At 62.2% G+C, this 26,607-nt stretch carries 23 protein-coding genes; 10 read left to right on the forward strand and 13 right to left on the reverse strand.

Annotation, left to right across the window (positions count from 1 at the left end; translation table 11 throughout):
* Positions 1 to 552, reverse strand: a 552-nt coding sequence (locus HGO40_RS05200) for a TraX family protein (protein WP_250962163.1), incomplete at its 3' end; no start/stop codon positions are given.
* A gap of 193 nt (positions 553 to 745) precedes the next feature.
* Between HGO40_RS05200 and HGO40_RS05205 the strand changes: the two genes are divergently transcribed.
* Positions 746 to 1,786, forward strand: coding sequence for a threonine aldolase family protein (locus tag HGO40_RS05205; protein WP_250962164.1), 1,041 nt, complete (start codon positions 746 to 748; stop codon positions 1,784 to 1,786).
* A gap of 151 nt (positions 1,787 to 1,937) precedes the next feature.
* Here the strand turns inward: HGO40_RS05205 and gbcB are convergent, their stop codons facing one another.
* On the reverse strand, positions 1,938 to 3,038 hold the full coding sequence (gene gbcB, locus HGO40_RS05210; RefSeq protein WP_250962165.1) for a glycine betaine monooxygenase reductase subunit: 1,101 nt from the start codon (positions 3,036 to 3,038) through the stop codon (positions 1,938 to 1,940).
* A 283-nt stretch (positions 3,039 to 3,321) separates the two neighbouring features.
* Here gbcB and gbca point away from each other — a divergent pair, with 283 nt between their 5' ends.
* A complete protein-coding gene (gene gbca, locus HGO40_RS05215) occupies positions 3,322 to 4,617 on the forward strand; it encodes a glycine betaine monooxygenase oxygenase subunit (RefSeq protein WP_186729152.1) in 1,296 nt (431 codons plus the stop codon).
* Between the two features lie 956 nt (positions 4,618 to 5,573).
* On the opposite strand, the gene HGO40_RS05220 is transcribed toward gbca, so the two are convergent.
* From HGO40_RS05220 to HGO40_RS05250, 7 genes are all read right to left on the reverse strand, one after another.
* On the reverse strand, positions 5,574 to 6,140 hold the full coding sequence (locus tag HGO40_RS05220; protein WP_250962166.1) for a GNAT family N-acetyltransferase: 567 nt from the start codon (positions 6,138 to 6,140) through the stop codon (positions 5,574 to 5,576).
* Between the two features lie 166 nt (positions 6,141 to 6,306).
* The gene (etfB, locus tag HGO40_RS05225; RefSeq protein WP_250962167.1) at positions 6,307 to 7,077 is read right to left on the reverse strand and encodes an electron transfer flavoprotein subunit beta; all 771 of its coding nucleotides are present in this window, start codon (positions 7,075 to 7,077) and stop codon (positions 6,307 to 6,309) included.
* A 15-nt stretch (positions 7,078 to 7,092) separates the two neighbouring features.
* Entirely contained in the window at positions 7,093 to 8,313 is a 1,221-nt protein-coding gene (gene etfA, locus HGO40_RS05230; RefSeq protein WP_250962168.1) for an electron transfer flavoprotein subunit alpha, read from the reverse strand.
* Entirely contained in the window at positions 8,313 to 10,262 is a 1,950-nt protein-coding gene (gene dgcB, locus HGO40_RS05235; RefSeq protein WP_250962169.1) for a dimethylglycine demethylation protein DgcB, read from the reverse strand. The genes etfA and dgcB overlap by 1 nt, the downstream gene beginning before the upstream one ends.
* A 163-nt stretch (positions 10,263 to 10,425) precedes the next feature.
* Positions 10,426 to 12,486 (reverse strand): dimethylglycine demethylation protein DgcA, encoded by a 2,061-nt coding sequence (gene dgcA, locus HGO40_RS05240; RefSeq protein WP_250962170.1) that lies wholly within the window; start codon positions 12,484 to 12,486, stop codon positions 10,426 to 10,428.
* Between the two features lie 15 nt (positions 12,487 to 12,501).
* The gene (locus HGO40_RS05245) at positions 12,502 to 13,032 is read right to left on the reverse strand and encodes a DUF5943 domain-containing protein (protein WP_018612374.1); all 531 of its coding nucleotides are present in this window, start codon (positions 13,030 to 13,032) and stop codon (positions 12,502 to 12,504) included.
* A gap of 79 nt (positions 13,033 to 13,111) precedes the next feature.
* Entirely contained in the window at positions 13,112 to 14,089 is a 978-nt protein-coding gene (locus tag HGO40_RS05250) for a dipeptidase (protein ID WP_030139307.1), read from the reverse strand.
* Positions 14,090 to 14,322: 233 nt separating this feature from the next.
* On the opposite strand from HGO40_RS05250, the gene HGO40_RS05255 reads away from it, so the two are divergent.
* The gene (locus HGO40_RS05255) at positions 14,323 to 14,724 is read left to right on the forward strand and encodes a lysozyme inhibitor LprI family protein (protein ID WP_250962240.1); all 402 of its coding nucleotides are present in this window, start codon (positions 14,323 to 14,325) and stop codon (positions 14,722 to 14,724) included.
* A gap of 57 nt (positions 14,725 to 14,781) precedes the next feature.
* Complete coding sequence (locus HGO40_RS05260) at positions 14,782 to 15,198, forward strand: DUF3010 family protein (protein ID WP_250962171.1); 417 nt, start codon at positions 14,782 to 14,784, stop codon at positions 15,196 to 15,198.
* Between the two features lie 180 nt (positions 15,199 to 15,378).
* On the opposite strand, the gene HGO40_RS05265 is transcribed toward HGO40_RS05260, so the two are convergent.
* Positions 15,379 to 16,554 (reverse strand): ATP-binding protein, encoded by a 1,176-nt coding sequence (locus HGO40_RS05265; protein WP_250962172.1) that lies wholly within the window; start codon positions 16,552 to 16,554, stop codon positions 15,379 to 15,381.
* Positions 16,555 to 16,622: 68 nt separating this feature from the next.
* Positions 16,623 to 17,579, reverse strand: coding sequence for a GlxA family transcriptional regulator (locus HGO40_RS05270; RefSeq protein WP_250962173.1), 957 nt, complete (start codon positions 17,577 to 17,579; stop codon positions 16,623 to 16,625).
* Between the two features lie 187 nt (positions 17,580 to 17,766).
* On the opposite strand from HGO40_RS05270, the gene choX reads away from it, so the two are divergent.
* The 6 genes from choX to HGO40_RS05300 all read left to right on the forward strand — a co-directional run bounded on the left by choX (position 17,767) and on the right by HGO40_RS05300 (position 23,219).
* Positions 17,767 to 18,711, forward strand: a complete 945-nt coding sequence (gene choX, locus HGO40_RS05275) for a choline ABC transporter substrate-binding protein (RefSeq protein WP_250962174.1) — start codon at positions 17,767 to 17,769, stop codon at positions 18,709 to 18,711.
* A 73-nt stretch (positions 18,712 to 18,784) separates the two neighbouring features.
* On the forward strand, positions 18,785 to 19,672 hold the full coding sequence (gene cdhC, locus HGO40_RS05280) for a 3-dehydrocarnitine:acetyl-CoA trimethylamine transferase CdhC (RefSeq protein WP_250962175.1): 888 nt from the start codon (positions 18,785 to 18,787) through the stop codon (positions 19,670 to 19,672).
* A 142-nt stretch (positions 19,673 to 19,814) separates the two neighbouring features.
* Complete coding sequence (locus HGO40_RS05285; RefSeq protein WP_250962176.1) at positions 19,815 to 20,780, forward strand: L-carnitine dehydrogenase; 966 nt, start codon at positions 19,815 to 19,817, stop codon at positions 20,778 to 20,780.
* Between the two features lie 144 nt (positions 20,781 to 20,924).
* Positions 20,925 to 21,401 carry a thioesterase family protein gene (locus HGO40_RS05290; protein ID WP_250962177.1) on the forward strand — a complete coding sequence of 159 codons (477 nt, stop codon included), beginning with the start codon at positions 20,925 to 20,927 and terminating at the stop codon, positions 21,399 to 21,401.
* 20 nt (positions 21,402 to 21,421) lie between these two features.
* A complete protein-coding gene (locus HGO40_RS05295) occupies positions 21,422 to 22,585 on the forward strand; it encodes a gamma-butyrobetaine dioxygenase (protein ID WP_250962178.1) in 1,164 nt (387 codons plus the stop codon).
* Positions 22,586 to 22,955: 370 nt separating this feature from the next.
* Positions 22,956 to 23,219, forward strand: coding sequence for a hypothetical protein (locus HGO40_RS05300; protein ID WP_186707124.1), 264 nt, complete (start codon positions 22,956 to 22,958; stop codon positions 23,217 to 23,219).
* Between the two features lie 111 nt (positions 23,220 to 23,330).
* Here the strand turns inward: HGO40_RS05300 and gbdR are convergent, their stop codons facing one another.
* Together gbdR and HGO40_RS05310 are read right to left on the reverse strand one after the other, a co-directional pair.
* Positions 23,331 to 24,434, reverse strand: a complete 1,104-nt coding sequence (gene gbdR / locus HGO40_RS05305) for a choline metabolism transcriptional regulator GbdR (RefSeq protein ID WP_250962179.1) — start codon at positions 24,432 to 24,434, stop codon at positions 23,331 to 23,333.
* 618 nt (positions 24,435 to 25,052) lie between these two features.
* Positions 25,053 to 26,429, reverse strand: a complete 1,377-nt coding sequence (locus HGO40_RS05310; protein WP_250962180.1) for an L-serine ammonia-lyase — start codon at positions 26,427 to 26,429, stop codon at positions 25,053 to 25,055.
* Between the last annotated feature and the right edge of the window lie 178 nt (positions 26,430 to 26,607).

Below are 26,607 nucleotides of genomic sequence, written 5' to 3' on the forward strand. Positions count from 1 at the left end.
CCACAACGCCACCCCATCCCCCAGCCACGCCGCGCCATACAACACCCGCCATTGGTTGGCCGCGACACAGACCAATCCCGGCAACAAGGCCAGATACAAGGAACGCTTGAATAGCAGCAACATCACCAGCGGCAGCAATACACCAAAGAAACCGAACATCAGCCGCGACGAGAACAGCACCGCCAGCAGCAATGCCGTCGCGGCCAGGCAGCGCGCTTCCAAGGTGGGCGTCTGCCAACAGCGTGCCACCCATAACCCACGCACCAACGTAGGCATGACATTCAAGGTGGCGGGGTCGGGAATGAACAAGCGATAAGGAATTTCGCTGACGGCACTGAACAGCAACAGCCAACCCAGGTACCGCCATCGCGCATTATCGGCGCCGCTGCGCGCCAGGTTCGCCGCCATCGCCAGGCAGAACCACGGGAACGCCAGGCGTCCCGGCACGTACAGCCAATCGGCGGAAAAACCGACATATCGCAGGTGATCGAGCACCATCGACAACAATGCCAGCCATTTGAGCAGGTCCAAGGCACCGTCGCGCCGATTCATGTGTGCGTCGGCCCTGGGACGTTGTGATTTTCTGACAGAAACATCACTTATGTTCCCTCGCTAATCTTGGGTAAAGTGCGCACCAACATAGACCACGACGTTGCGGACTCAAGCACGTCGAACCAAGGAACCCCCACCCGGGAATTCCGCCAGGGATCTCTTACCCAGGACTCTCTATTCAAGGAGCAAGGCCATGACCGACAAGAGCCAACAATTCGCCAGCGACAACTATTCCGGCATTTGCCCCGAAGCCTGGGCGTTCATGGAAAAAGCCAACCAGGGCCACCAGCGCGCCTATGGCGACGACGAATGGACCCACCGCGCGGCGGATGATTTCCGGGCCTTGTTCGAAACCGACTGCGAAGTATTTTTTGCATTCAACGGCACCGCGGCCAACTCCTTGGCGCTGTCGTCACTGTGCCAGAGTTACCACAGCGTGATCTGCTCGGAAACCGCCCACGTCGAAACCGACGAATGCGGCGCGCCGGAATTTTTCTCCAACGGTTCCAAGCTGCTGGTGGCTCGCACCGAAAACGGCAAGCTGACCCCCGAGTCGATCCGCGAGATCGCCCTCAAGCGCCAGGACATTCATTATCCCAAGCCGCGCGTCGTGACCCTGACTCAAGCCACGGAAGTCGGCAGTGTCTACACGCCGGATGAAATCCGCGCCATCAGCGTTACCTGCAAGGAACTGGGGCTGAACCTGCACATGGACGGCGCACGGTTTTCCAATGCCTGCGCTTTCCTCGGCTGCACTCCAGCCGACCTGACCTGGAAAGCCGGCGTGGACGTGCTGTGCTTCGGCGGCACGAAAAACGGCATGGCGGTTGGTGAAGCGATCCTGTTCTTCAACCACGACCTGGCCGAAGACTTCGACTACCGCTGCAAACAGGCCGGGCAGTTGGCTTCGAAAATGCGCTTCCTCTCCGCGCCTTGGGTCGGCCTGCTGCAAAACGACGCCTGGCTCAAGCACGCCCGCCACGCCAACCGCTGCGCACAACTACTGGCAGAACTGGTCAGCGACATTCCCGGCGTGGAGCTGATGTTCCCGGTCCAGGCCAACGGCGTGTTTCTGCAACTCTCGGAACCGGCCATCGCCGCACTGACGGCCAAGGGCTGGCGCTTCTACACCTTCATCGGCAAGGGCGGCGCACGCTTCATGTGCTCGTGGGATACCGAGGAAGCGCGGGTGCGGGAACTGGCGGCTGATATTCGGGAAGTGATGAGCGCCTGAAGCAACGACCGATATCTTCGGTTTTTTGGGCGCTGGGGGCTTTTAAGCTTTTGTGGCGAGGGAGCTTGCTCCCTCGCCACAGATAAATCCCTCCAAGTACAAGTAAATCCCTCCAGGCACAGAGGGATTTACATCTACCCGAGCGAGCAAATCAAAACTCGATCCGCACATCCCCCTTCGGCACGCTGCAGCACGACAGGATATAACCCTCGGCCTCGTCGTCCTCGGTGATCCCGCCGTTGTGCTCCATCTCCACTTCCCCGCCCAGCTTAAGCACCTTGCAGGTGCCGCAGATGCCCATGCCGCAGGCCTTGGGGATCATCATGCCGAGCTTGGCGGCGGCGGCGGGGACGGTTTCTCCCGGCCCCACGCGAATGCTCTTGCCAGAAGAAGTGAATTCCACCAGGTGCAGGTCCGCCGCATCGACTTCCGGGGCGTCGGCTGCCTGTTCGGCCTGTTCCACGGCATCGGCGCGGGCTTCCGGTGGCGTGGCGCCGAAGGACTCCTCGTGATAACGCTTCATGTCGTAGCCGGCCGCTTCCAACAAGCGCTTGACCGCGGTCATGTACGGGGTCGGCCCGCAACAGAACACCTCGCGCTCAAGGAAGTCGGGCACCATCAATTCCCGCATCTTGTGGGTCAGGTAACCGCGATACCCGGCCCACGGCTCGCCCAGGCCATGCTTTTCGCAGATCAGGTGCAAGCTGAAGTTGTCGATCCGCGACGCCATGTGTTCCAGCTCGCGGTGGTAGATGATGTCCTTTGGCGAGCGGGCGCTGTGGATAAAGGTCATGTCGACATTGGCGTTGGTGTCGTAAAACCAACGGGCCATGGACATGCACGGCGTGATTCCCACGCCACCGCTCAGGTAAAGGACCTTGGGGCTCGGGAAATCGATGGCGTTGAACAACCCCACCGGCCCGTGCACCGCCAGTTCCTGGCCTTCGTGCAGGGTGTCATGCAACCAGTTGGAGACCTTGCCCCCCGGCACGCGCTTGATGGTCACCGAGAAACTGTAGGGCACCGACGGCGAGCTGGAGATGGTGTAGGAGCGCATGATCGGCTGGCCTTCGATTTCCAGCTCCAGGGTGACGAACTGCCCGGGCTTGAAAAAGAACATGATCGGCTGGTCGGCCATGAAGCAGAAGGTGCGCACATCCCAGGTTTCCTGGATGACTTTGACGCAACGTACGATATGTCGGCCATTGGCCCAGGTCTGGGTAGTGACCGGGTTCAGGAAGTTATTGGACATGCTGATCTCCACGGCCGACTGTCGGCCTTCATGAGGGCGATTGTGCGCAGGCGCCTGGGTGACCATTTACCTATCTGCGACATTCACATACTTATCGCGACCAGCCCCCAACGACCGGGGCTAGCGCGTCGGGAACAGATTGGGCCATGTCGCCCATGGATAAGGTTGCGCCCCTGCGCGGCCCCACACTCGCCCCAACAGATAAACAAAGTTTTCTGCCTTGCGTAGCACAACCGATTAGTCATTTTTCGCCGGCCACAAAGATGGCCATGAGGATAAAACGATGGACGTCACCACTACCCTGAGCCTGGGCGATCCGCTGGAACCCGCACGCAAGGCCACCGCGCAAATGCTGCAGGAGCGCGAGCGTACCTTTTCGCTGCCGCAACCGTTCTACAGCGATGAGCGCCTGTTTGATATCGACATGCAGGAAATCTTCCAGAAAGAATGGTTGATCGCCGGCATGACTTGCGAGATCCCGGCCAAGGGCAACTACCTGACCCTGCAAGTCGGCAAGAACCCGATCATCGTGATTCGCGGCGCCGACGGTGTGGTGCACGCCTTCCATAACGTCTGCCGCCACCGCGGATCGCGGCTGTGCACCAGCGAAAAAGGCAAAGTCGCCAAACTGGTCTGCCACTACCACCAGTGGACCTACGAGCTGGACGGTCGCCTGCTGTTCGCCGGCACCGAGATGGGCGCCGACTTCGATATGAAGCAGTACGGCCTCAAACCGGTAAACGTGAAGACCGCTGGCGGCTACATCTTCATCAGCCTGGCCGAGAACCCGCCAGCCATCGATGACTTCCTGTCGACGCTGAACCATTACATGGAACCCTACGACATGGAGAACACCAAGGTGGCTGTGCAAACCACCTTGATGGAAAAAGCCAACTGGAAGCTGGTGCTGGAGAACAACCGCGAGTGCTACCACTGCAACGCCTCGCACCCTGAACTGCTCAAGACCCTGCTGGAATGGGACGACGTCACCGACCCACGGGCCGACCAGGCCTTCAAGGACCACGTGGCCGCTTCCGCCGCCGCCTGGGACGCTGAGAAGATTCCTTACGCACACGCCAGCTTCGGCCTGCGCAACCGCATCGTGCGCATGCCACTGCTCAAGGGCACCGTGTCGATGACCATGGACGGCAAGCAAGGCTGCGCCAAGCTGATGGGCCGCATCAAGAACCCGGACCTGGGCTCGATGCGCATCCTGCACCTGCCGCATTCGTGGAACCACTGCATGGGCGACCACATCATCGTGTTCACCGTGTGGCCGATCAGCGCCCAGGAAACCATGGTCACCACCAAGTGGCTGGTGCACAAGGATGCAGTCGAAGGCGTGGACTATGACGTGGCGCGCATGCGCGAAGTCTGGGACGCCACCAACGACCAGGACCGTCGCCTGGCCGAGGAAAACCAGCGCGGCATCAACTCCACCGCCTACCAGCCAGGCCCGTACTCCAAGACCTATGAGTTTGGCGTGGTGAACTTCGTGGACTGGTACAGCGAGCGCATGCTCAACAACCTGGGGGCTGAACCGGCGCCGTACCTCAAGGGCGTTCCAGTCCAGGGCTGACATCAAAGCTTCGCGAGCAGGCTCGCTCCCACATTTGATCTTCGGTGCGCCCAAGATCCCTTGTGGGAGCGAGCCTGCTCGCGAAGGCGGCTCACCATACACCCGATCACTTTGAAGACCACCGCACCGACCCATCCTCCCCATAAAACGTCTCGACACTCTCCTGACGGGCCTGCCTTCAAGGCAGTTCCTCAGAACTGTATGAAATTTGACCTATAGCGATGTGCGCTATGCCAGCCGCGGCTTGCAGCGTTTGGCGAACAAGTTATCCACATGGCCACCCACAGCAAATGGGGACAAGTGGGATAGGTCAGGCATTTTTTCAGCCGCAAAATGAATAAAAACCGTGACTTATGGAAAACGACGGTTTGCCGACACTATCGGTTGTTTTTTGACCAATACTCTGTAAGCCCTGTAACACCTGGGCTGTAGAGGTGAGCGAACACCTTATCCACAGAAGCGCCAACAGTGTCTGGGGGTAAATTTGACGATTCTGTGGAAAACCCTTTGGACGGCATGTAAATCAAGGTTTTCCCGTGGTTTTCCTGATAAAAAAGATCGTTTGATCACTTTATGATCAATTCCATGAGCGGCCCGGCCCGTCTGGCTTGCAGCGTAGAGCGAACATCTTATCCACAGAAGCGCCAACAGAGATTGGGGGCAAGTTTCGGCCGGAAGGGATCGTTATTCACAAACAAAAGCCAATAAAAACCGTGGGTTAGGTTGGCTGTTTTTTGATCGCAGGCCTGGAGCGCCTGGTTTGCATGGGGTGCAGCGAGGGGCGAACAGGTTATCCACAGAGGCGCGCACAGGGATTGTGGGTAACACCGCAACACCTTGTGGGAGCGAGCCTGCTCGCGATGAGGCCCGACCAGTCGATATCGATGTTGAATGTCAGATCGCTTCGCGAGCAGGCTCGCTCCCACAAGGGGTTTCTGGTGAGTCCACCACGGAGATCAAGGCCGATGCATGAGGTACGCCTCCCCCGTCACCCGAATCAGCGGGTGCGGGAATACCTGGCAGGTTTTAACGATGCAAAAGCCATGGCGCTCATAAAAGCGCCGGGCGCCGGTATTCGCGGCATAGTCGATCAGGCTCAAGCCCTTGAGCGCCAGTTGGTCGGCACGCTGTTGCGCCAACTCGAGAAAGCGCACGCCGAGCCCCTTGTTACGCCAGCCTTCATGCAGGGCCAGGCTTGAAATATAGAGGGTGTCGGGCACTTCCATGTCGGCGTAGGGCGCCAGGACCGGATCCATCACCGGCGCCGCCAGCGGATCCTCGCGCGTGACATAACAGTGCATCATGCCGATGACCCGGCCATCCGCCTGGGCGACCAAACAGTTCTGGTAGGAAAAATCGACATTCTCTCGGGCATAACGAGCGGCCCCTACTTCCAAGAGGTCCTGCCCTGGCTCCGCCAATTGGCTCCAGATGTAATCCGACGCACCCTCCGAAGAAATCCGGAACAGACGGGCGATCTCCCGTGCATCCGTGGGCAAGGCCGGACGAAATTCAACTTCCATTGCTGGGCTCCAATGCTTGGGCTTGATACGAGCCTCAGTTGCTCCACCAATTCCCTGTGGGAGCGAGCTTGCTCGCGATGGCGTCAGCACAGTCAACCCTGTAGTGACTGATGGATGGCTATCGCGAGCAAGCTCGCTCCCACAGGGATTCAAGGTAAGTCCGGGCTCAGCGAACCACCCCTTCCTCCACCAGCAACTTGAGAATCGCCTCGGCCCCCGCCTCCGGGCTCACGCCCTTGAGCACTTGTCCGCCTCCGCCGCTGGCCTTGGCCGTGGCGGCTTTCATGCGGTCGGCGCCGCTCTTGGCCTTGATCACTTTCAAGCGCTTGGGCCGTGGTTTGGCCGGTTGCAGGGTGGCTACCGCCAGCAGGGTGTCGTCGATCACTTCGACCTCCTCGGCATGCAACGCTCCACGCCGGGCCGGGCCGTAGGCGCTTTGCCGAGGTTTTGGCGCAGCGTTATCCACAGTGGCCAGGAACGGCAGGCGCACTTTGAGACGTCGCCGTTGGCCGCGAGGCAAGGCTTGCAGCACCAGGGCCGCGCCGTTTTCGATGGACTCGACCTGGGCCAGCCCCACCACCAGAGGCCAGCCGAGGTTTTCCGCCAACAAAAACGGCAACATGCCCGAGCCCTCGCCGGTTTCCGCCTGGCTGCCGGTGAGCACCACTTGGGCGCCAGCGTCACGTAGGTAGTCGGTCAAGGCCGGCAGGGCGTCGGCCCCGTCGGGATTTTCCAGGACGTGGAGTTCATCCAGGCCCATGCCCAGGTAGGCGCGCAGGGCCGGCTCGGCCACGTCGCCGGCGTGCAGCACTTGCAAGTCGTTGCCGGCCAGTTGCAGGCCCAGCTCCACGGCCCGGGCGTCCTGTTCGGCCCGTCGAGGTCGACCAGAGGTCGGGTGGGCGCCAATGGAGACGAGGCTGATCACTTGGGTACTCATGAACGTTTCCTTAGCTTAAGCCGCATCGCGCTTGGCTTCGTTGCGGTAAGCCTCTACCGCCGCGATCAAGGCCTGGAGCATCGCCGCGCTGTCACCAATCACCGACAGGTCTGCCCGTCTGATCATGTCGCAGCCCGGATCGAGGTTGATCGCCACCACCTTGTCGCAGGCGCCAATGCCTTGCAGGTGTTGGATCGCCCCGGAGATCCCCACGGCCACATAGACCCGCGCCGTGACCCAAGTGCCGGACGCACCGACCTGGCGATCCCGGGCCATGAAGCCATCGTCCACCGCCACCCGCGAAGCGCCTTCGGTGGCGCCCAGGGCGGCGGCGGCCTGGTGGAACAGTGCCCAGTCCTTGACCCCGTTGCCGCCGGAGAAAATGAATTCGGCCTCGGCCATCGGGATCGCACCCGGGTCCACCGCCACCGCACCGAGGTCTTCGATCCGCGACAAACTGCGGGCCACGCTTGTGGATAACTCCACCGGCAAGGCTTCGTGACGGGTTTCGCTGACCGGCTCGGCACATTCGGCCGCCGCCAGGATCAAGCGCGCCAACGGCCGTGCGAGGTCTTGCAGGCCCGCACCGGCGCGGCCGATGCACTCCTCGCCCTTGACCTGCCACACCCGCGTGGCCGGACGCTCGCCCAGGGCTGCGGCAAAGCGCCGGCCCAATTCACCACCACCGCTGCGACTGTCAGGCAGCAGCCAATGGCGTGGGTTGAACTGGTTATCCACAGCCCGCAGGCCCTGAACGCGTTGCTCCGGTGCATAACCGCTGAATTCCTCGCCATCGAGCACCAGCAAGCGGTCCACGCCTGCGGTGGCGAAGGCGCTTTCCTTGTGCTCGCCGAAGACCACCGCCATCACCGCACCGTCGCTGCCGGCCAACTGATGGGCCAGGCCCAGCAGATCGCGGTCGTGACTGCTGAGGCGGCCGCCGACCATGTCCGGGACGACGCAGATGTGTAACGCCGGTTGCGGCACCTGATGCAGCGGCAATTGCACTTCAACGGCGGCGGTGCGTTTGCTCGCCCCACCTTGCTGGGCACCGCTGCGATCGATCCGTTTGATCCCATTGGGGCCGATGAAACCGATGCCATGGACGTTCTTGCGAATGCCGCCGGTGGGGCCCATCCAGCTGTGCTGCACCGGTTGCATGGCCGCGTGCAGTGGGTGCAGGCGGTTGCGGGCGATCCACTCGGCGCGAGGGTCGCGGCGGATGATGTCGCTCATTAATGCACCTCCGCGGGTTCACGTTTGGCCGGGGCCACGGGCTTGCTCGGGGCCGCGTCTTCCAGCAGCGCATCGGCCACCAGTTCGGCAATGTCCTTGATCATCGGCCGTGGTTCGACCACGCCTTCGAGCATCGCGGTGCACTGTGGACAACCCACGGCCACCAGCTCGGCACCGGTTTCGCGGATGTCGTCCATGCGCATGTCCGGGATGCGCTGCTTGCCCGGGATGTCGGTGATCGGCGCGCCACCGCCACCGCCGCAGCAACGGGAACGGAAACCGGAACGCTGCATCTCCTTGACCTCGATGCCCAGCGCCCGCAGCACTTGGCGCGGCGCCTCGTATTCGCCGTTATAGCGGCCCAGGTAGCACGGGTCGTGATAAGTCACGCTGTCGCCCTTGTGCTGGCCAAGATTCAGCACCCCGGCGTCGATGATCTCCGCCATATAGGTGCTGTGGTGCTGCACCAGGTAGTTGCCATCGAAGGCGCCGTATTCGTTTTTCAGCACGTGGAAGCTGTGGGGGTCGCAGGTGACGATGCGGTTGAAGCTGTATTTGGCCAGGGGCTGGATGTTGCGCTTGGCCAACAGCTGGAACGTCGCTTCGTCACCCAGGCGCCGGGCCACGTCGCCGCTGTCGCGTTCTTCGAGGCCGAGCACGGCGAAGTCGATCTTCGCCGCCTTGAGCACCTTGACGAAGGCGCGCAGGGTCCGCTGGTTGCGCATGTCGAAGGCACCGTCGCCGCCCCAGAACAGCACGTCGGTGGATTTCTTCTCGCTGAGCAGGTTCAGGTTCAGGTCCGCCGCCCAGTTCATCCGCCCACCCGGGGCGAAGCCGCCAGGGTTGTCGGTGGCGATGAGGTTTTCCAACACCTCGGCGCCCTTGTTCGGCGTGGCGCCTTTTTCCAGGGTCAGGTGGCGGCGCATGTCGACGATGGCATCGACGTGCTCGATCATCATCGGACATTCCTCGACGCAGGCTCGGCAGGTGGTGCAGGACCAAAGGGTCTCGGCATCCACCAGGCCGTTGACGATGGGCTGGTGCGGGTTGCCACTGTGCTCGCCCACGGGTTTGCCCGGGTAAGGGCTACCGGCGAATTTCGCATCGGTGCCGCCGGCCAGGCCGACGACCATGTCCTGGATGAGTTTTTTCGGGTTCAACGGCTGGCCGGCGGCGAACGCCGGGCAGGCCGCTTCGCACTTGCCGCACTGCACGCAAGCGTCAAAGCCGAGCAGTTGGTTCCAGGTGAAATCCTTGGGTTTTTCCACGCCCAGCGGTGCGGCGGGGTCGGTCAGGTCCAGCGGCTTCAAGCCAGTGGAACGGCCACCACCAACGCGCTCGGCGCGGCGGTGCCAGGCCAGGTGCAGGGCACCGGCGAAGGCGTGCTTCATCGGCCCGCCCCAGGTCATGCCGAAGAACAATTCCGACACGCCCCACAACACGCCGACGCCCAGGATCGCCGCCACCAGCCAACCACCGAAGTTTTCCGGCAGGATGCCCGCCACCGGCAAGGTCACCAGGAAGAACGACGCCGAGAAGGCCAGCAGGCTTTTTGGCAGGCGCATCCACGGGCCTTTCGACAAACGCCCTGGCGGGTTGCGCCGACGCAGGTACATGAAGATCGCGCCAACGAACATCACCGCCGACATCAGCAGCAACGCATAGCCGAGGAAGCGGTTATGCAGGCCAAACCCGTGGACCAGGATCGCCAACACAATCGACGCCACCGCACCACCGGCCGTGGCAACGTGGGTGTTGGCAATGTATTTGTCCCGCGCCACCACATGGTGCAAATCCACCATGTAGCGCTTGGGCATGGCAAAGAGGCCACCGATCAGGTCGACCTTGGACGGTCGTCCCCGGCGCCACATGTTCACCCGCCGCAAGGCGCCAAGGACCGCGAGGCCGATGGCTGCGAACAGCAGGATTGGAAGAAGGGTGTTCAACATAGGTGTTGCTCCCAAAGACCTCAGGGTCTTGCAGGTCGAGATGCCTTACTCGGTGCCTGTGGGAGCGAGCTTGCTCGCGATTGCATTCTGTCAGTCACATTTGCATTGACTGACCCACCGCTTTCGCGAGCAAGCTCGCTCCCACAGGATCATGTGCAAGCCGTTAGAAATCCTTGCACAACCGCAGGGCGTCGTAGATGGCCGCGTGGGTATTACGCTGGGCCACGCAGTCGCCGATGCGGAACAGCAGGTAGCCATCGCCGCTCTGTTCCAGGCACGGCTGGGGCTTGATCGCGAACAGGGCTTCGACGTCGATCTGGCCCTTGTTGCGCGAACCCTCCTTGAGCGCGTAGTAGATTTCTTCGTCCGGCCGCACGCCGTTCTCCACCACCACCTGGTCCACCACGCGTTCTTCCTTGGCGCCGGTGTATTCGTTCTCCAGCACCGCCACCAGCTTGTCGCCTTCGCGGTAGACCTTCTCCAGCATCATGTCCCCGGTCATGATCACTTCCTTGGGGTACATGCTGCGGTAGTAGGTGGGGAACGACGTCCCGCCAATGGCCACGCCCGGCTTGATGTCGTCGGTGACGATCTCGACCTGGCTGCCCTTGTCGGCGAGGAAGTCGGCCACCGACATGCCGGTGAACTCGCAGATGGTGTCGTAGACCAGCACGTTCTTGCCCGGCGCGACCTTGCCGTCGAGCACGTCCCAGCTGCTGACCACCAGCCCTTCGGCGGCGCCCCAGTGTTCGTTCTGCTCCAGGAACGGATGGCCGCCGACGGCGAGCACCACCACATCCGGACGCAGGTCCATGATGGTCGGCGCATCAGCCGCCACGCCCAGGCGCAGGTCGACCTTCAACCGCGCCAGTTCCAGCTGGAACCAACGGGTGATACCGGCGATCTGGTCCCTTTGCGGGGCCTTCGAGGCGGTGGTGATCTGCCCGCCGATGAATTCCTTCTTCTCGAACAGGGTCACATCGTGCCCACGTTCGGCGGCCACGCGCGCGGCTTCCATCCCGGCCGGGCCGGCACCGACCACCACGACTTTGCGCTTGGGCCCGGTGGACTTCTCGATGAGGTGCGGCACGCCCATGTATTCACGGGACGTCGCGGCGGTCTGGATGCACAGCACGTCCAGGCCTTGGTACTGGCGGTCGATGCAGTAGTTGGCGCCGACGCACTGCTTGATCTGGTCGATCTGGCCCATCTTGATCTTGGCGATCAGGTGCGGGTCGGCGATGTGGGCACGGGTCATGCCGACCATGTCGACGTAACCGCCCTCCAGGATCCGCGTGGCCTGGTTCGGGTCCTTGATGTTCTGCGCGTGCAGCACCGGGACCTTGACCACTTCCTTGATACCGGCGGCCAAGTGCAGGAACGGCTCCGGTGGATAACTCATGTTCGGGATGACGTTGGCCAGGGTGTTGTGGGTGTCGCAACCCGAGCCCACCACACCGATGAAATCCAGCATGCCGGTGTCGTCGTAGTACTTGGCGATCTGCTTCATGTCCTCGTGGGACAAGCCGTCCGGGTGGAACTCGTCACCGCACAGGCGCATGCCCACGCAGAAATCGTCGCCCACTTCGGCTCGTACGGCCTTCAACACTTCCAGGCCGAACTTCATGCGGCCTTCAACGCTGCCGCCCCATTCGTCGGTACGCTTGTTGACGCGCGGGCTCCAGAACTGGTCGATCATGTGTTGGTGCACCGCCGACAACTCGACGCCGTCCAGGCCACCGGCCTTGGCCCGGCGCGCGGCCTGGGCGTAGTTGCCGATCACCCGCCAGATCTCTTCCGGCTCGATGGTCTTGCAGGTAGCACGGTGCACCGGCTCGCGCACGCCGGACGGCGACATCAGGGTCGGCCAGTTGAAGCCGTCCCAGCGCGAGCGACGGCCCATGTGGGTAATCTGGATCATGATCTTGGCGCCATGCTTGTGCATGGCGTCGGCCAGGTTCTGGAAATGCGGGATGATGCGGTCGGTGGACAGGTTCACCGAGCTCCACCATTCCTGGGGGCTGTCGATGGCAACCACCGACGAGCCACCACAGATCGCCAGGCCGATGCCGCCCTTGGCCTTCTCTTCGTAATACTTCACGTACCGGTCGGTGGTCATGCCGCCGTCGGTGGCGTAGACCTCGGCGTGCGCGGTGCTGAGCACGCGGTTGCGGATGGTCAGCTTGCCGATCTGGATCGGCTGGAACATTGCTTCAAAAGCCATGGCGCGATCCTCGACTTACAACGGCTTGACGATGAACAGGCCGTCGTCGTGGCCTTCTTCGGAACCGCCGTAGACCTGCTCGGCCACGGTGCGGATCTGGCTGCCGCGCGCGGCGAGGATCTGGTCCATGGCGCCGGCGAACCAGCCGGTGAACATGTAGTCGACCTTGCGCCCGACCTTGCCGTACACATAGACGAACGCCGAGTGCTCAAGCTTCACGCTGGCGGTGCCTTTGTCCAGGTCGATGTCCTGGATCTTGAACAGGCCCCAGCCACGCTGGGACAGGCGCTTCATGTAGTGCTCGAACACCGCGACGCCTTCCAGGCCGTGGCACTCGGCTTCTTTTTCACACCAGTGCCAGGCGGATTTGTAGCCGGCCTTGTAGAGAATCTCGGCGTAGGCGTCGGCGCCCAGCACTTCCTCGATGCCCATGTGGTTGTTGACGAAGAAGTGACGCGGTACGTACAGCATCGGCAGGGCGTCGGACGTCCAGACACCGGTTTCGCTGTCGACTTCGATAGGCAGTTGCGGGGCGATCTTGGCCATGAAAACTTGACTCCGGAAATTCGTGGTATTGCCTGCGGCGCAGAGGGCCGCAGGTAGAGGATTAGCGGTGCGGTGGAGGTTATTCGCCCCAGACGTCTTTCAAGACGTTGACCCAGTTTTCCCCCATGATCTTGCGCACCACCCGCTCCGGGTGACCGCGCTTGAGCAGCGTCTCGGTGAGGTTCGGGAACTCGCCCACGGTGCGGATGCCCAGGGGGTTGATGATCTTGCCGAAGCTGGTCAGACGACGGGCATAGCCTTTGTCGTGGGTCAGCATTTCGAAGAAATCCTGGCCATGGCCCTGGGTGAAGTCGGTGCCGATGCCGATGGCGTCCTCACCGACAATGTTCATGGTGTATTCGATGGCTTCGGCGTAGTCGTCGATGGTCGAATCGATGCCCTTGGCCAGGAACGGCGCGAACATGGTCACGCCGACGAAACCACCGTGGTCGGCAATGAACTTCAGCTCTTCATCGGATTTGTTGCGCGGGTGTTCTTTGAGGCCGGACGGCAGGCAGTGGGAATAGCAGACCGGCTTCTTCGATTCGAGGATGACTTCTTCGGAAGTCTTGGAACCGACGTGGGACAGGTCGCACATGATGCCGACGCGGTTCATCTCGGCGACGATCTCGCGACCGAAGCCCGACAGGCCGCCGTCGCGCTCGTAGCAGCCGGTGCCCACCAGGTTCTGGGTGTTGTAGCACATCTGCACCACACCGACGCCGAGCTGCTTGAAGATCTCGACGTAGCCGAGCTGGTCTTCGAACGCATGGGCGTTCTGGAAGCCGAAGATGATGCCGGTCTTGCCCTGTTCCTTGGCGCGACGGATGTCGGCGGTGGTTTTCACCGGGATCACCAGGTCGCTGTTCTCGCGGATCAGTTTCTGGCTGGCGACGATGTTGTTGATAGTGGCCTGGAAACCCTCCCACACCGACACGGTGCAGTTGGCTGCGGTCAGGCCGCCCTTGCGCATGTCTTCGAACAGGTCGCGGTTCCACTTGGCAATGATCAGCCCGTCGATAACGATGCTGTCGGCGTGCAATTCGGCTGGGCTCATCAGGCAGTCCCCTTGTTAGCGATTCATGCGCCGAATCGTGTGCCGGCGCTTTGGGGCCAGCATATGCCTGAGGGCCGTCGCGACCCGGTGCAAAAACGACAGGGGAATTGCCGAAAGCGTCAATCCACGACAATGGGCTACAACGGGCCCACCCTGCCCGTCTGTTCTTTACCCGACGCTTGCGCCAGAATCCGCCGCATCACTGGTTTTCACTGGACTTGAGCGGCAACGCGATGAAATCACTTTTCCTGGCATTGGCACTGATCAGCACCCTGGCACACGCAACCGAAGACACCGAGCCCAACCCCTGCGACGAAGTTGAAAACGACGTCCAGACCCTGGCTTGCTCGGCCTATGGCAAAATCGCCGCAGAACAATTGCTGGGCGAAAACCTGCAGAGCCTCAACGAGCGCCTGCAAACCCGCTACGCCAGCGACAAGGCCCAGCTCAACGACATCACCGCCAAGGTCAAGGCCGCCCAGCAACTGTGGCAAAAACAGCGCGAAGCCGACTGCGCCATCGCCGCCTTCCCGGCCAACCCCGGCAGCGACGCCTACAAAATCGCCGAAAACGACTGCATGGCCCAGGTGAGCGACGATCGGTCGGAGTTTTTGGAGTCGATTGGGCAGGAGTGATGCTCCAGGAGCCGTTTAGCACGGTAAGCTGCTTGCATCATTGGTAAAGGGATTCACATGAAAACGTGCGGCATCGAAATCAAAGGCAGCGAAGCGATCATCGCCGTTGCCTCGCTGGACCAGCAAGCGTTGAGCCACGTTGCACTGAGCACCAAGAAAATCGCCCTGGACGACGATGACGACGCCGCCAACGTCAAGGCATTCGCCGCCCAGGTGCGGACGCTCGTGACGGACAACGGCATCGAACGCATCGCCATCAAGAAGCGCAGCAAGAAAGGCGAGTTCGCCGGTGGCCCGACCACGTTCAAGATCGAAGGGGTTTTCCAGTTGCTGGAAGGTTGTGAGGTGACGCTGCTGTCGCCGCAGACCATCAATGCGCAGAGCAAGAAACATGACTTCGCCCTGCCGGCGACGCTGAACAAGTATCAGCATGAGGCATACAAGGCGGCGTGTTCGGCGCTGATGAAGAAATAGACCTGCTGACACCGCCCTGTGGCGAGGGAGCTTGCTCCCGCTCGGCTGCGCAGCAGTCGTAAACCGGTGTGCAGGGTTCACCTGTTGCACCGCGGTGTCTGGTTCTGGGGCGGCTGCGCCCGAAGCGTCGGACCGACCCAGCGGGAGCAAGCTCCCTCGCCACGGGAAATTGTCCAAGTTTCAACGCTGCTGGCGATACCCCTTCAACCACTCCGCAAACGCCTTGTCCTCCAACGCATAACCACCGCGGTTGGATTTCCACACCAATTCCTTTTCACGCAACGCATCGATACACGATTGGATGGTTTGGGTACCGGGCACGACTTCGCTTCCCATGCTCTTCCATGCCTTGCTCACCGCCGCCAATGTTGAATCGGTGACGGGCGCGAAGGGCTCGTTGTTCTGCGAGCGCTCGGCCATGACCTGCAACACGGCGCGTTGCGGCACCGTCAGGGCGTTCCAGGCGCTCTCGAATTCGGTCCAGACGCCGGCGCGCAGCATTTCGGCGCTGTTGCGCAGCAACTCACCCAAATGGCTCGCCTCACCCAGCTCCAGGGCAATTTCGCCGATGACGCTGCGCAACATCTCCGGACGGCGCCCTACCAACTCAAACGCCTGGTCCAGGTCATCGGCGTTGAACTGATTGGTCTGGGCCAAGTGTGCGTTCAAATGGGCGCTGTAGGCCTGGGTGAAGGCTTTGCCCAGCAAAGGGAACGGCGTGATGCTGGACCCGTAGAACGGTTGGTTGCGACTCAGCACCAAGTGGGCGAGCTTGTCGCGATTGGAACCGGTGAACACCAGCCGCAGACCACTGGTATCGCCCACGCGCCCCTGGTTGAGCTGGTCACGGGCCGCCTTGAGGCCGAACATCGCGTTGACCCCGGCCTCGGTGGTCAAGGCATGCTGGGCTTCATCGATTACCAACACCACGGTTTTATCCGCGGCACGGTGCAACAGCTCCAGTGCCTGGGTCAGCGTCGCCCCTTCTGGCAGTTGCGGCTGGCTGAAATCCCAGGACAACGTGCGCAAGAAGCTGAGTTTGTCGATGCCCATGGATTTGGCGAGCTTGCGGATGCCCTTCTCATAAGGCACCAGTGCCCCGGCGATGGCCGAAGCGATCAAGTCGGCAGGATCCTTCTCCTTGTTGGCCCAAAGGTCGACGTAGACCGCGAGCCAACCTCGCATCTCGCATTCGGGAATCAAGTCCTCGCGCAGGAACGTACTTTTTCCGGTACGCCTTGGCGCGGCCAGGAACAGGCCTGAGGTGTAATCCTGGATCCCCGCGCCGACCAGCCCATCGACAATATTGCGGGCCAGATCGGGACGCCGGAAAACAAAACCGGGGTGCTTGGACATGGTTTTATACTCAATTATGGCGACAGGTATAATTTATAGTCGCGAGTATAATTGAGTATAAAAGCCTGTCAAACCAGCTCCCGACCGTCCCCCTGCCGCCGATCCTCCCGCGGACACCGCGCGAACCGGGTCCGATAGCTGCGGGTGAAATACGACGGCGACTCAAACCCGCAGGCGATGCTCACTTCCAGCACGCTCATGTCGGTCTGGCGCAGCAACTGCCGGGCCTTTTCCAGGCGCAGGCGCAGGTAGAAGTTGCTCGGCGTGTCGTTCAGGTGCAGGCGGAACAGCCTTTCGAGCTGGCGACGAGTGACGTTGATCGACTCGGCCAGGGCCAAAGTACTCAGTGGTGGTTCACTGTGGGTTTCCATCTCGCCAATGACGTGCGCCAGCTTCTTGTTGCGAATGCCGTAGCGGTTGGCGATTTCCATGCGCTGGTGATCTTTGCGCGGACGGATGCGGCCGAGCACGAATTGCTCGCTGACCTGGATCGCCAGTTCCGAACCGTGGGCTTGGCCGATCAGGTCCAGCATCAGGTCGATGGACGCGGTGCCGCCCGCACAGGTGATACGGCGACGGTCGATTTCGAACAGCTCCTGGGGCACGCCAAGCTGTGGATAAGACTCCTTGAATGCCTCGATGGCTTCCCAGTGCAACGTCACCCGGTGCCCTTCCAGCAGCCCCGCCTCGGCCAGGACCACGCTGCCGGTGTCGATGCCGCCCAGGATCACGCCTTCGTTGTCCAGCCGATGCAGCCAGCGTTCCAGTGCCGGGGTGGCGAACTTCAGCGGCTCGCACCCCGCCACCACCCAGAGGGTCGCACCTTTCTTCAAGGGCTCCAGCGCGCCATCGGCGTTGACCGACATGCCATTGCTCGCCAGCACCGCCCCGCCGTCGATGCTCAACACATGCCAGCGGTACAGCTCGCCGCGAAAGCGATTGGCGACCCGCAACGGCTCGATGGCCGAGATGAAACCGATGGCCGAGAAACCCGGCATCAACAAGAAGTAGAAATCCTGGGACATGGAGCGCACTCGGTTGACAGGCAGCGTGCGGACCTTGATACGCCAGTTGCAACAACCGTTCAAGAGTCGCTGCAGTGCAAGAGCACGTCGCCGCTGTGCGTTTTGCCCTGCCCGGGGCTGCGTAACGTGGCATCACCGGCGCACAGACACCGGGCCCCATAACAATAAGCTGCCGAGGAACCTGACAATGAAACGACTGATCAGCTACTGCGTTCTTGCACTCAGCGCCACCGAGCTTTTGAGCCCGGCCGCCATGGCCGCCGAGCCCGCCGCCTGCCAGAACGTACGCCTGGGCGTGGTCAACTGGACCGACGTCATCGCCACCAGCGCCCTGACCCAAGTGATGCTCGACGGCCTCGGCTACAAGACCAAGCAGACCAGCGCCTCCCAGCAAATCATCTTCGCCGGCATCCGCGACCAGCGCCTGGACCTGTTCCTGGGCTACTGGAACCCGTTGATGACCCAGACCATCCCCCCGTGCGTCGAGGCCAAGCAGGTCAAGGTGCTGGAGCAGCCCAGCCTCAAGGACGCCCGCGCCACCCTGGCCGTGCCGACCTACCTGGCCGACAAGGGCCTGAAGACCTTTGCCGACATCGCCAAATTCGAAAAAGAGTTGGGCGGCAAGATCTACGGCATCGAACCCGGCTCCGGCGCCAATACCCAGATCAAGGCGATGATTGCCAAGAACCAGTTCGGCCTGGGCAAATTCCAACTGGTGGAGTCCAGCGAAGCCGGCATGCTCGCCGCCGTGGACCGTGCCGTGCGGCGCAAGGAAGCCGTGGTGTTCTTCGGCTGGGCGCCGCACCCGATGAACGTCAACGTGCAAATGACCTACCTCACCGGCAGCGAAGACGCCCTCGGCCCGAACGAAGGCATGGCCACCGTCTGGACCGTCACCGCGCCGAACTACGCCGAGCAATGCCCGAACGTCGGTCGCTTGCTGAGCAACCTGACCTTCACCGCCGAAGACGAGAGCCGGATGATGCAACCGTTACTCGATCACAAGGACCCGCTCGAATCGGCCCGGCAATGGCTCAAGGATCATCCGCAAGACAAACAACGTTGGCTCGAAGGCGTGACCACCTTCGACGGCAAGACGGCCGCCGACAACCTGATACTCACCAGCAACTGATCAACCGCTCGCCATCTGCGCAGCAGTACAAGGGGCTGCGCAGTGACTCACCCCGCCTGAAGGAACCCGCACCATGAACCACGACGTCATCATCACCTGCGCACTCACCGGTGCTGGCGACACGACCGCCAAGAGCCCCCACGTGCCGGTCACCCCGAAACAGATCGCCGCCGCTGCCGTCGAGGCGGCGAAGGCCGGGGCCACGGTGGTCCATTGCCACGTCCGTGACCCGCAGACCGGCAAGTTCAGCCGCGACGTGGCGTTGTACCGCGAAGTGATGGAGCGCATCCGTGAGGCGGACGTGGACATCATCGTCAACCTCCCCGCCGGCATGGGCGGCGACCTAGAGATCGGTGGCGGCGAACGACCGATGGAGTTCGGCCCCAACACCGCCCTGGTAGGCCCGCTGACCCGCCTGGCTCACGTCGAGGAGCTGCTGCCGGAAATCTGCACATTGGATTGCGGCACCCTGAACTTCGGCGACGGCGACACCATTTACGTTTCCACCCCGGCACAACTGCGGGCCGGCGCCAAGCGCATCACTGAGCTGGGGGTCAAGGCCGAGCTGGAGATCTTCGACACCGGTCACCTGTGGTTCGCCAAGCAACTGATCAAGGAAGGCCTGCTGGACAACCCGCTGTTCCAGCTCTGCCTGGGCATCCCGTGGGGGGCTCCGGCCGACACCACCACCATGAAAGCCATGGTCGACAACCTGCCGGCCGACGCGGTGTGGGCCGGCTTCGGCATCGGTCGCATGCAAATGCCGATGGCCGCCCAGGCGGTACTGCTGGGGGGCAACGTGCGGGTCGGGCTGGAAGACAACCTTTGGCTGGACAAAGGCGTGCTCGCCACCAACGGCCAACTGGTGGAGCGCGCCGGAGAAATCCTCAGCCGCCTTGGGGCTCGCGTGCTCACGCCGGCGGAAGGTCGCAAGAAAATGGGCCTGGTGCAGCGCGGCTAAACCGAATCGACGCATAACCCTGTGGGAGCGAGCTCGCTCGCGATAGCGATATTCCAGCCTTCGACGATGCGTCGGAAGTACCGCCGCCATCGCGAGCAAGCTCGCTCCCACAGGTGATTTTCACTCTTTTCAGGAAACCACCATGAGCTTTATCACCGACATCAAGACCTTCGCCGCCCTGGGCAGCGGTGTGATCGGCAGCGGCTGGGTCAGCCGGGCCCTGGCCCATGGCCTCGACGTTGTCGCCTGGGACCCGGCGCCGGGTGCCGAGGCGGCACTGCGCAAACGCGTCGCCAATGCCTGGGGCGCCCTGGAGAAACAGGGCTTGGCCCCCGGCGCTTCGCAGGATCGGCTGCGCTTTGTCGCCACCATCGAAGAATGCGTGCGCGACGCTGATTTCATCCAGGAAAGCGCTCCCGAGCGACTGGAACTCAAGCTCGAACTGCACGCCCAGATCAGCGCCGCCGCCAAGCCAAGCGCGTTGATCGGCTCCAGTACCTCGGGCCTGCTGCCAAGCGAGTTCTATGAGAACGCCACCCACCCGGAACGCTGTGTGGTCGGGCACCCGTTCAACCCGGTCTACTTGTTGCCACTGGTGGAGGTGGTCGGCGGCAAGAACACCGCCCCCGAAGCGGTGCAAGCAGCGATGGAAGTCTACGAATCCCTCGGCATGCGGCCATTGCACGTACGCAAGGAAGTCCCCGGCTTCATCGCCGACCGCCTGCTCGAAGCGCTGTGGCGCGAAGCCCTGCACCTGGTCAACGACGGTGTCGCCACCACCGGGGAAATCGACGATGCGATCCGTTTTGGCGCCGGCCTGCGCTGGTCATTCATGGGCACGTTCCTGACCTACACCCTGGCCGGCGGCGATGCCGGCATGCGGCATTTCATGGCCCAATTCGGCCCGGCGTTGCAACTGCCCTGGACCTACCTGCCGGCGCCGGAGCTGACCGAGAAATTGATCGATGATGTGGTGAACGGCACGAGCGAGCAATTGGGCAGCCACAGCATCTCGGCCCTGGAGCGCTATCGTGATGATTGCCTGCTGGCGGTGCTGGAGGCAGTGAAAGCCACTAAAGAAAAGCATGGAATGACCTTCGCTGAGTAAACCTTGGTTTTTTGGGCCAGCAAGGCTGGCCCATCGCGAGCAAGCTCGCTCCCACATTGGTTCTGTGTCGCTCACAAAACCTGTGGGAGCGAGCTTGCTCGCGATAGCGGCCTCCCAGTCACCACAACTGTCGGAACCAACGTCATGCCCACCCTCACCCCCTACCAAACCCGCATCCTCCCCGAATGGGTCGATTACAACGGCCATCTGCGCGATGCCTTCTACTTGCTGATCTTCAGCTACGCCACCGACGCGCTGATGGACCGGCTCGGCCTGGACAGCCAGAACCGCGAAGCCAGCGGCCACTCCTTGTTCACCCTCGAACTGCACCTCAACTACTTGCACGAAGTGAAGCTCGGCGCAGATGTCGAGGTGCACACGCAGCTCATCGGCCATGACACCAAACGCTTGCACCTCTACCACAGCCTGCACCTGGTCGGCGGTGATAAAGAGCTGGCCGGCAATGAACAGATGTTGCTGCATGTCGACCTGGCCGGCCCGCGCTCAGCGCCATTCACCGAACAGACCCTGGGCCGACTCAAAGCCCTGTTGGACAGCCAAGCCGACCTGCCGACACCGACCTGCATCGGTCGGGTCATCGCCCTGCCACCCGCCCGATAAGCCTCGACCAGGAGATCGCCATGAACACCGCTGCCGCTGTTGCCGACTTCCGACGCTATCCGCTTGTCCAGGCATTGACCGCTGCGCCCCCCTTGCCCGACCGGGTGCAAGTGACGTGGGCCGACGGCCGGGTCAGCCCGTTCCATCATCAGTGGCTAAGGGACAACTGCCCGTGCCCGCAATGCGTCTACAGCGTTACCCGGGAGCAGGTCCTGGAGATTGTCGATGTCCCGGAAGACGTGACGCCCCGCCACATCAACATCGACGACGCGGGCCACCTGTGTGTGGTTTGGCAGGATGGCCATCGACGCCTATTCGATCCGGGCTGGTTGCGCGCCCATGCGTATGACGATCAATCCAGGGCCGAACGCCTGGCGAACAAGCCGCATCGCCAGCTGTGGCGGCATGACCTGAAACTGCCGGTGTTCGAATACCAGGCACTGATGACGGATGCCGACGCGCTGCTGCAATGGCTTTTGGCGGTGCGCGACATCGGCCTGACCCAAGTACGCGGCGTGCCCACCGAGCCCGGCTCGCTGAAACAGATCGCCCAACGCATTTCCTTTATCCGCGAGAGCAACTTCGGCGTGTTGTTCAACGTGCAGTCCAAGGCCGATGCCGACAGCAACGCCTATACCGCTTTCAACCTGCCGCTGCACAGCGACCTGCCGACCCGTGAGCTGCAGCCGGGGCTGCAGTTCTTGCATTGCCTGGTGAACGACGCCGACGGCGGCGAGAGCATTTTTGTCGACGGCTTTGCCATTGCCGAGACGCTGCGCCAGGAAGACCCCGAGGCCTTCGACGCGCTGTGCCAGATCCCGGTGGAGTTTCGCAACAAGGACCGCCACAGCGACTACCGCTGCCTGGCGCCCATCATCGCGCTGGATGCGCTGGGGCAGGTCGCGGAAATCCGCATGGCGAACTTCCTGCGTGGGCCCTTCGACACCTCGGTCGAGCAGATGCCCAGGCTTTACCGCGCCTACCGCCGCTTCATCGCCCTGACCCGCGAGCCGCAATTTCGCCTGGTACAGCGCCTCGAACCCGGCCAGTTCTGGTGCTTCGACAACCGCCGCACCCTCCACGCCCGCAACGCCTTCGACCCGGCCACCGGGGCCCGGCATTTCCAGGGGTGTTATGTGGATCGGGATGAGTTGTTGTCGCGGATTCTGGTGTTGCAACGCTAGACCGCGTCATCGTTCATCGCGAGCAAGCTCGCTCCCACAGGCGGCCGCATTCCCCTGTGGGAGCGAGCTTGCTCGCGATAGCGCCCGATCAAACAACGCACTTTCCCCAGATTCACACAGGCAAAAAAATCCCCGATCAAGCCGTGACAGGATCGGGGCAGGAGCGTTACTGGAGGAGCCGTCGCGCGAGGGTGACCAAACCATCGTGATTCAGCTTGGGGCCAGTGTGCCCAGTCCAGGCCTGGGCAAGTTAGCCGAAAACGACGCCTCCATAGTCATTCATGACATTGCGACCATTTACCCTTGCCGCCGCTTCGGGTGGCTACCAGAATCGAGACACGACCCCAATCCCTGAACAAGGAAAAGCGTCATGATGCACGCCGATTTGATCGACCAGGAAGACCTGCTGGGCCATCTCAAGGCCCTGGGACTGCAAATACCCAGCGGCTCCACCGCCGAGCAGGCATGCGAATGCGCCGTGCGCGGGCTGGACAGGGCCCGCGCCAATGAATTGCGGCGGATGGTCAAGGACATGTACACCAGCAGCGCCACCATCCTGCCGGCCGTGCGCCAGGCGATCGATAAGCAGCTGTTGCCGGCATTGACGCAATACCAGCAGAACCATAGCGCCTGACCTTGTGGCGAGGGAGCTTGCTCCCGCTGGGCTGCGTAGCAGCCCCAAAAAGCTTGGGACCGCTGCGCGCTCCAGCGGGAGCAAGCTCCCTCGCCACAAAGGCGCCTCGGTCTAGAGCCTCACACTGGCAAACGTCGCCTCATTACGCGCCTGGCTCAGCGCCGACAGCGGCCCGGACAATGGCGACAGCACCAGCGCTTGCGGCAGTGGCATCATCGCCACCTGTTGCGTGGTGTTGGAACCGACGCGCTCGTCGCGCGGTGGAATGCCGAAGTATTCGCGGTAGCATTTGGAGAAGTGCGGGGTGGAGACGAAGCCGCACACCGAGGCTACTTCGATGATCGACATCGGCGTCTGCTTGAGCAGTTGCCGCGCACGGATCAGCCGCAGCTTGAGGTAATAGCGCGACGGCGAGCAGTGCAGGTATTTCTGGAACAACCGCTCCAGCTGACGCCGGGACACGGCGACGTACACCGCCAATTCGTCCAGGTCGATCGGCTCTTCGAGGTTGGCCTCCATCAACGCGACGATTTCCTGCAACTTCGGCTGGTTGGTGCCAAGCATGTGCTTGAGCGGCACACGCTGGTGATCCTGCTCGTTGCGGATACGCTCGTAGACAAACATTTCCGAGATCGCCGCCGACAACTCACGACCGTGATCGCGGCTGATCAGATGCAGCATCATGTCCAGCGGCGCGGTGCCGCCGGAGCTGGTGAAGCGGTTGCGGTCGAGGGTGAACAGGCGGGTACTCATCGATACCCGCGGGAAAGCTTCCTGCATCGCCGCCAGGCATTCCCAGTGCACACTGCAATCGAAACCGTCCAGCAGGCCGGCGCAGGCCAGGGCCCAGCTGCCGGTGCAGACCGCGCCGAGGCGACGGGACTGGCGGGCCTGGCCTTGCAGCCATGACACGTGTTCACGGGTTACGGTGCGCTGGATGCCGATACCGCCACAGACGATGACCGTGTCCAAGGGCGGTGCCTTGTGCATGGAGGCGTCGGGGGTGATCTGCAAGCCATCACTGGCCCATACCTGGCCGCCGTCGACGGTCAGGGTGGTCCAGCGATACAGCTCGCGACCGGACAGTTGGTTGGCCATGCGTAGCGGTTCCACCGCGGACGCCAGGGAAATCAGCGTGAAATTGTCCAGCAGCAAAAAGCCGATGGATTGAGGCGCACGGTTCTGGGGTTGGGCCCCGGAGTTGGACGTCGTCATCGCGGTATCTCCTCACACAAAGCGGGTGATGGCCTCAGGCGGAGGCTCTTGTTATTGCCCATCATTCTCTTGCGTGAGACGGGGCTTTATCGGGATAGAGCAATTGCCATGCCTAAAATTGAATGTGTGTTCAATAAATCCTGAAAACGACATGGCGGCCTGTCTATATAAGGGGTGGATCGCGTCCAGGTTTTAGCTGCCATCCATGGCGGCAGGCACCGGTCACAAAGGGCCGTGAGCAGTTCGGTAGCACTTGTGGGAACTGGGCTGCGCCGTTTGCGCGAGGGTTGTCACCGCAAGCGCGGGGACGGACGGTGGGGCGGCGTACAAAGGCGTGACCGATAAGTCACGCCTTATCTGTTTGCGACGCGCTAAAAGGTGGCGCGTTTGGGGATGGGTGTTCATTTTACGAGCGGTTTTTACATTCATCTGTGGCGAGGGAGCTTGCTGGCGCTCGACTCTGTAGGAGCTGGCGAAGCCTGCGATCTTTTGATCTTTCGCTTGGGACTCAAGTGCCTGGGGAAAGATCGCAGCCTCGTTGCACTCGACAGCTCCTAAACAGCGTCTACAACCCAGTGGGAGCAAGCCCCCTCGCCACAGGGGCTTGGAAACTTTGGCTCAGCACTCCACCGCACTGACCGCCAAGCCACCGCGCGAAGTCTCTTTATATTTGTCATGCATGTCGGCACCGGTATCGCGCATGGTGCGGATCACCCGGTCCAGGGAGATGAAATGCTGGCCGTCACCGCGCAAGGCCATTTGGGCGGCGTTGATGGCCTTGACCGCGGCGATCGCGTTACGCTCAATGCACGGCACCTGCACCAGGCCGCCGACTGGGTCGCAGGTCAGGCCGAGGTTGTGCTCCAGGCCGATTTCCGCGGCGTTGCACAATTGCTCCGGCGTGGCCCCGAGGATCTCCGCCAAGCCCGCCGCCGCCATGGCGCAAGCCGATCCCACCTCGCCCTGGCAGCCGACTTCGGCGCCGGAGATCGAGGCGTTCTTCTTGCACAGGATCCCGACGGCCGCCGCACCGAGGAAATAATCCACGACGTTGGCGTCGGTGACCGCTTCGCTGAACTTCATGAAGTAATGCAGTACCGCCGGGATGATCCCCGCCGCACCGTTGGTCGGCGCGGTGACCATGCGCCCGCCGGCGGCGTTCTCTTCGTTGACCGCCAGGGCGAACAGGTTGACCCACTCCATGGCGCTCAGGGTCGAGCCGATGACATTGGGCTTGTTCAGCTCTTGCAGGCTGCGGTGCAACTTGGCCGCGCGCCGACGCACATTCAAGCCGCCCGGCAGGATGCCCTCGTGCTTGAGGCCCTGCTCGACGCAGTCCTGCATGGCCCGCCACAGTTTCATCAGGCCACTGCGAATCTCTTCTTCGGAACGCCAGACCTTTTCGTTGGCCAGCATCAACTCGGCCACCCGCAGGTCGTGAGTGCGGCACAACTGGAGCAATTCTTCGGCGCTGGAAAAATCGTACGGCAGCTCAGTGCGATCCAAGTCCACCACGCCGCTGTTGGCTTGGGCCTGATCGACGACAAAGCCCCCGCCGACCGAGTAATACGTGTCACGGTGCAGCTCGCCGTCGGCGCCCTCGGCCACCAGGGTCATCGCATTAGGGTGGAACGGCAGGTTCTCGTCGATCAGGCGCATGTCCCGGGACCATACGAACGGTACCGGCAGGCGACCGTCGAGCAGCAGGGTCTGGGTTTCACACAGCAACTCGATGCGCGGGCCGATCTGCGACGGGTCGATTGCGTCCGGCCACTCTCCCATCAGGCCCATGATCACGGCGTTGTCGCTGCCGTGGCCGATGCCGGTGGCCGACAGCGAACCGAACAATTGCACTTCGACCCGGCGCACATCATTGAGCAGGGCCTTGGCCTTCAGCGCTTCAACGAACAGCGCCGCGGCACGCATGGGGCCCACGGTGTGGGAACTGGACGGGCCGATACCGATTTTGAACAAGTCGAAAACGCTGATTGCCATTGCCGATAACCTCCAGAACAGGCACATCCGGGCGCAGGAGCGTCCGGTGACGGAGCTGCTACGCTCAACGCCGGGATGGCCGCATCATCCGGTTTTTGCCTGGGTGCCCGACGTCTGACACCGACGCAATCCTGCCCAGCAACGCCGCCCCTCCCTGCGCCCGGTTTTGCGGCGTTTT

This window comes from Pseudomonas sp. CG7 (assembly GCF_023701885.1).
In the GTDB taxonomy this organism is placed as follows: Bacteria; Pseudomonadota; Gammaproteobacteria; order Pseudomonadales; family Pseudomonadaceae; genus Aquipseudomonas; species Aquipseudomonas zanjanensis.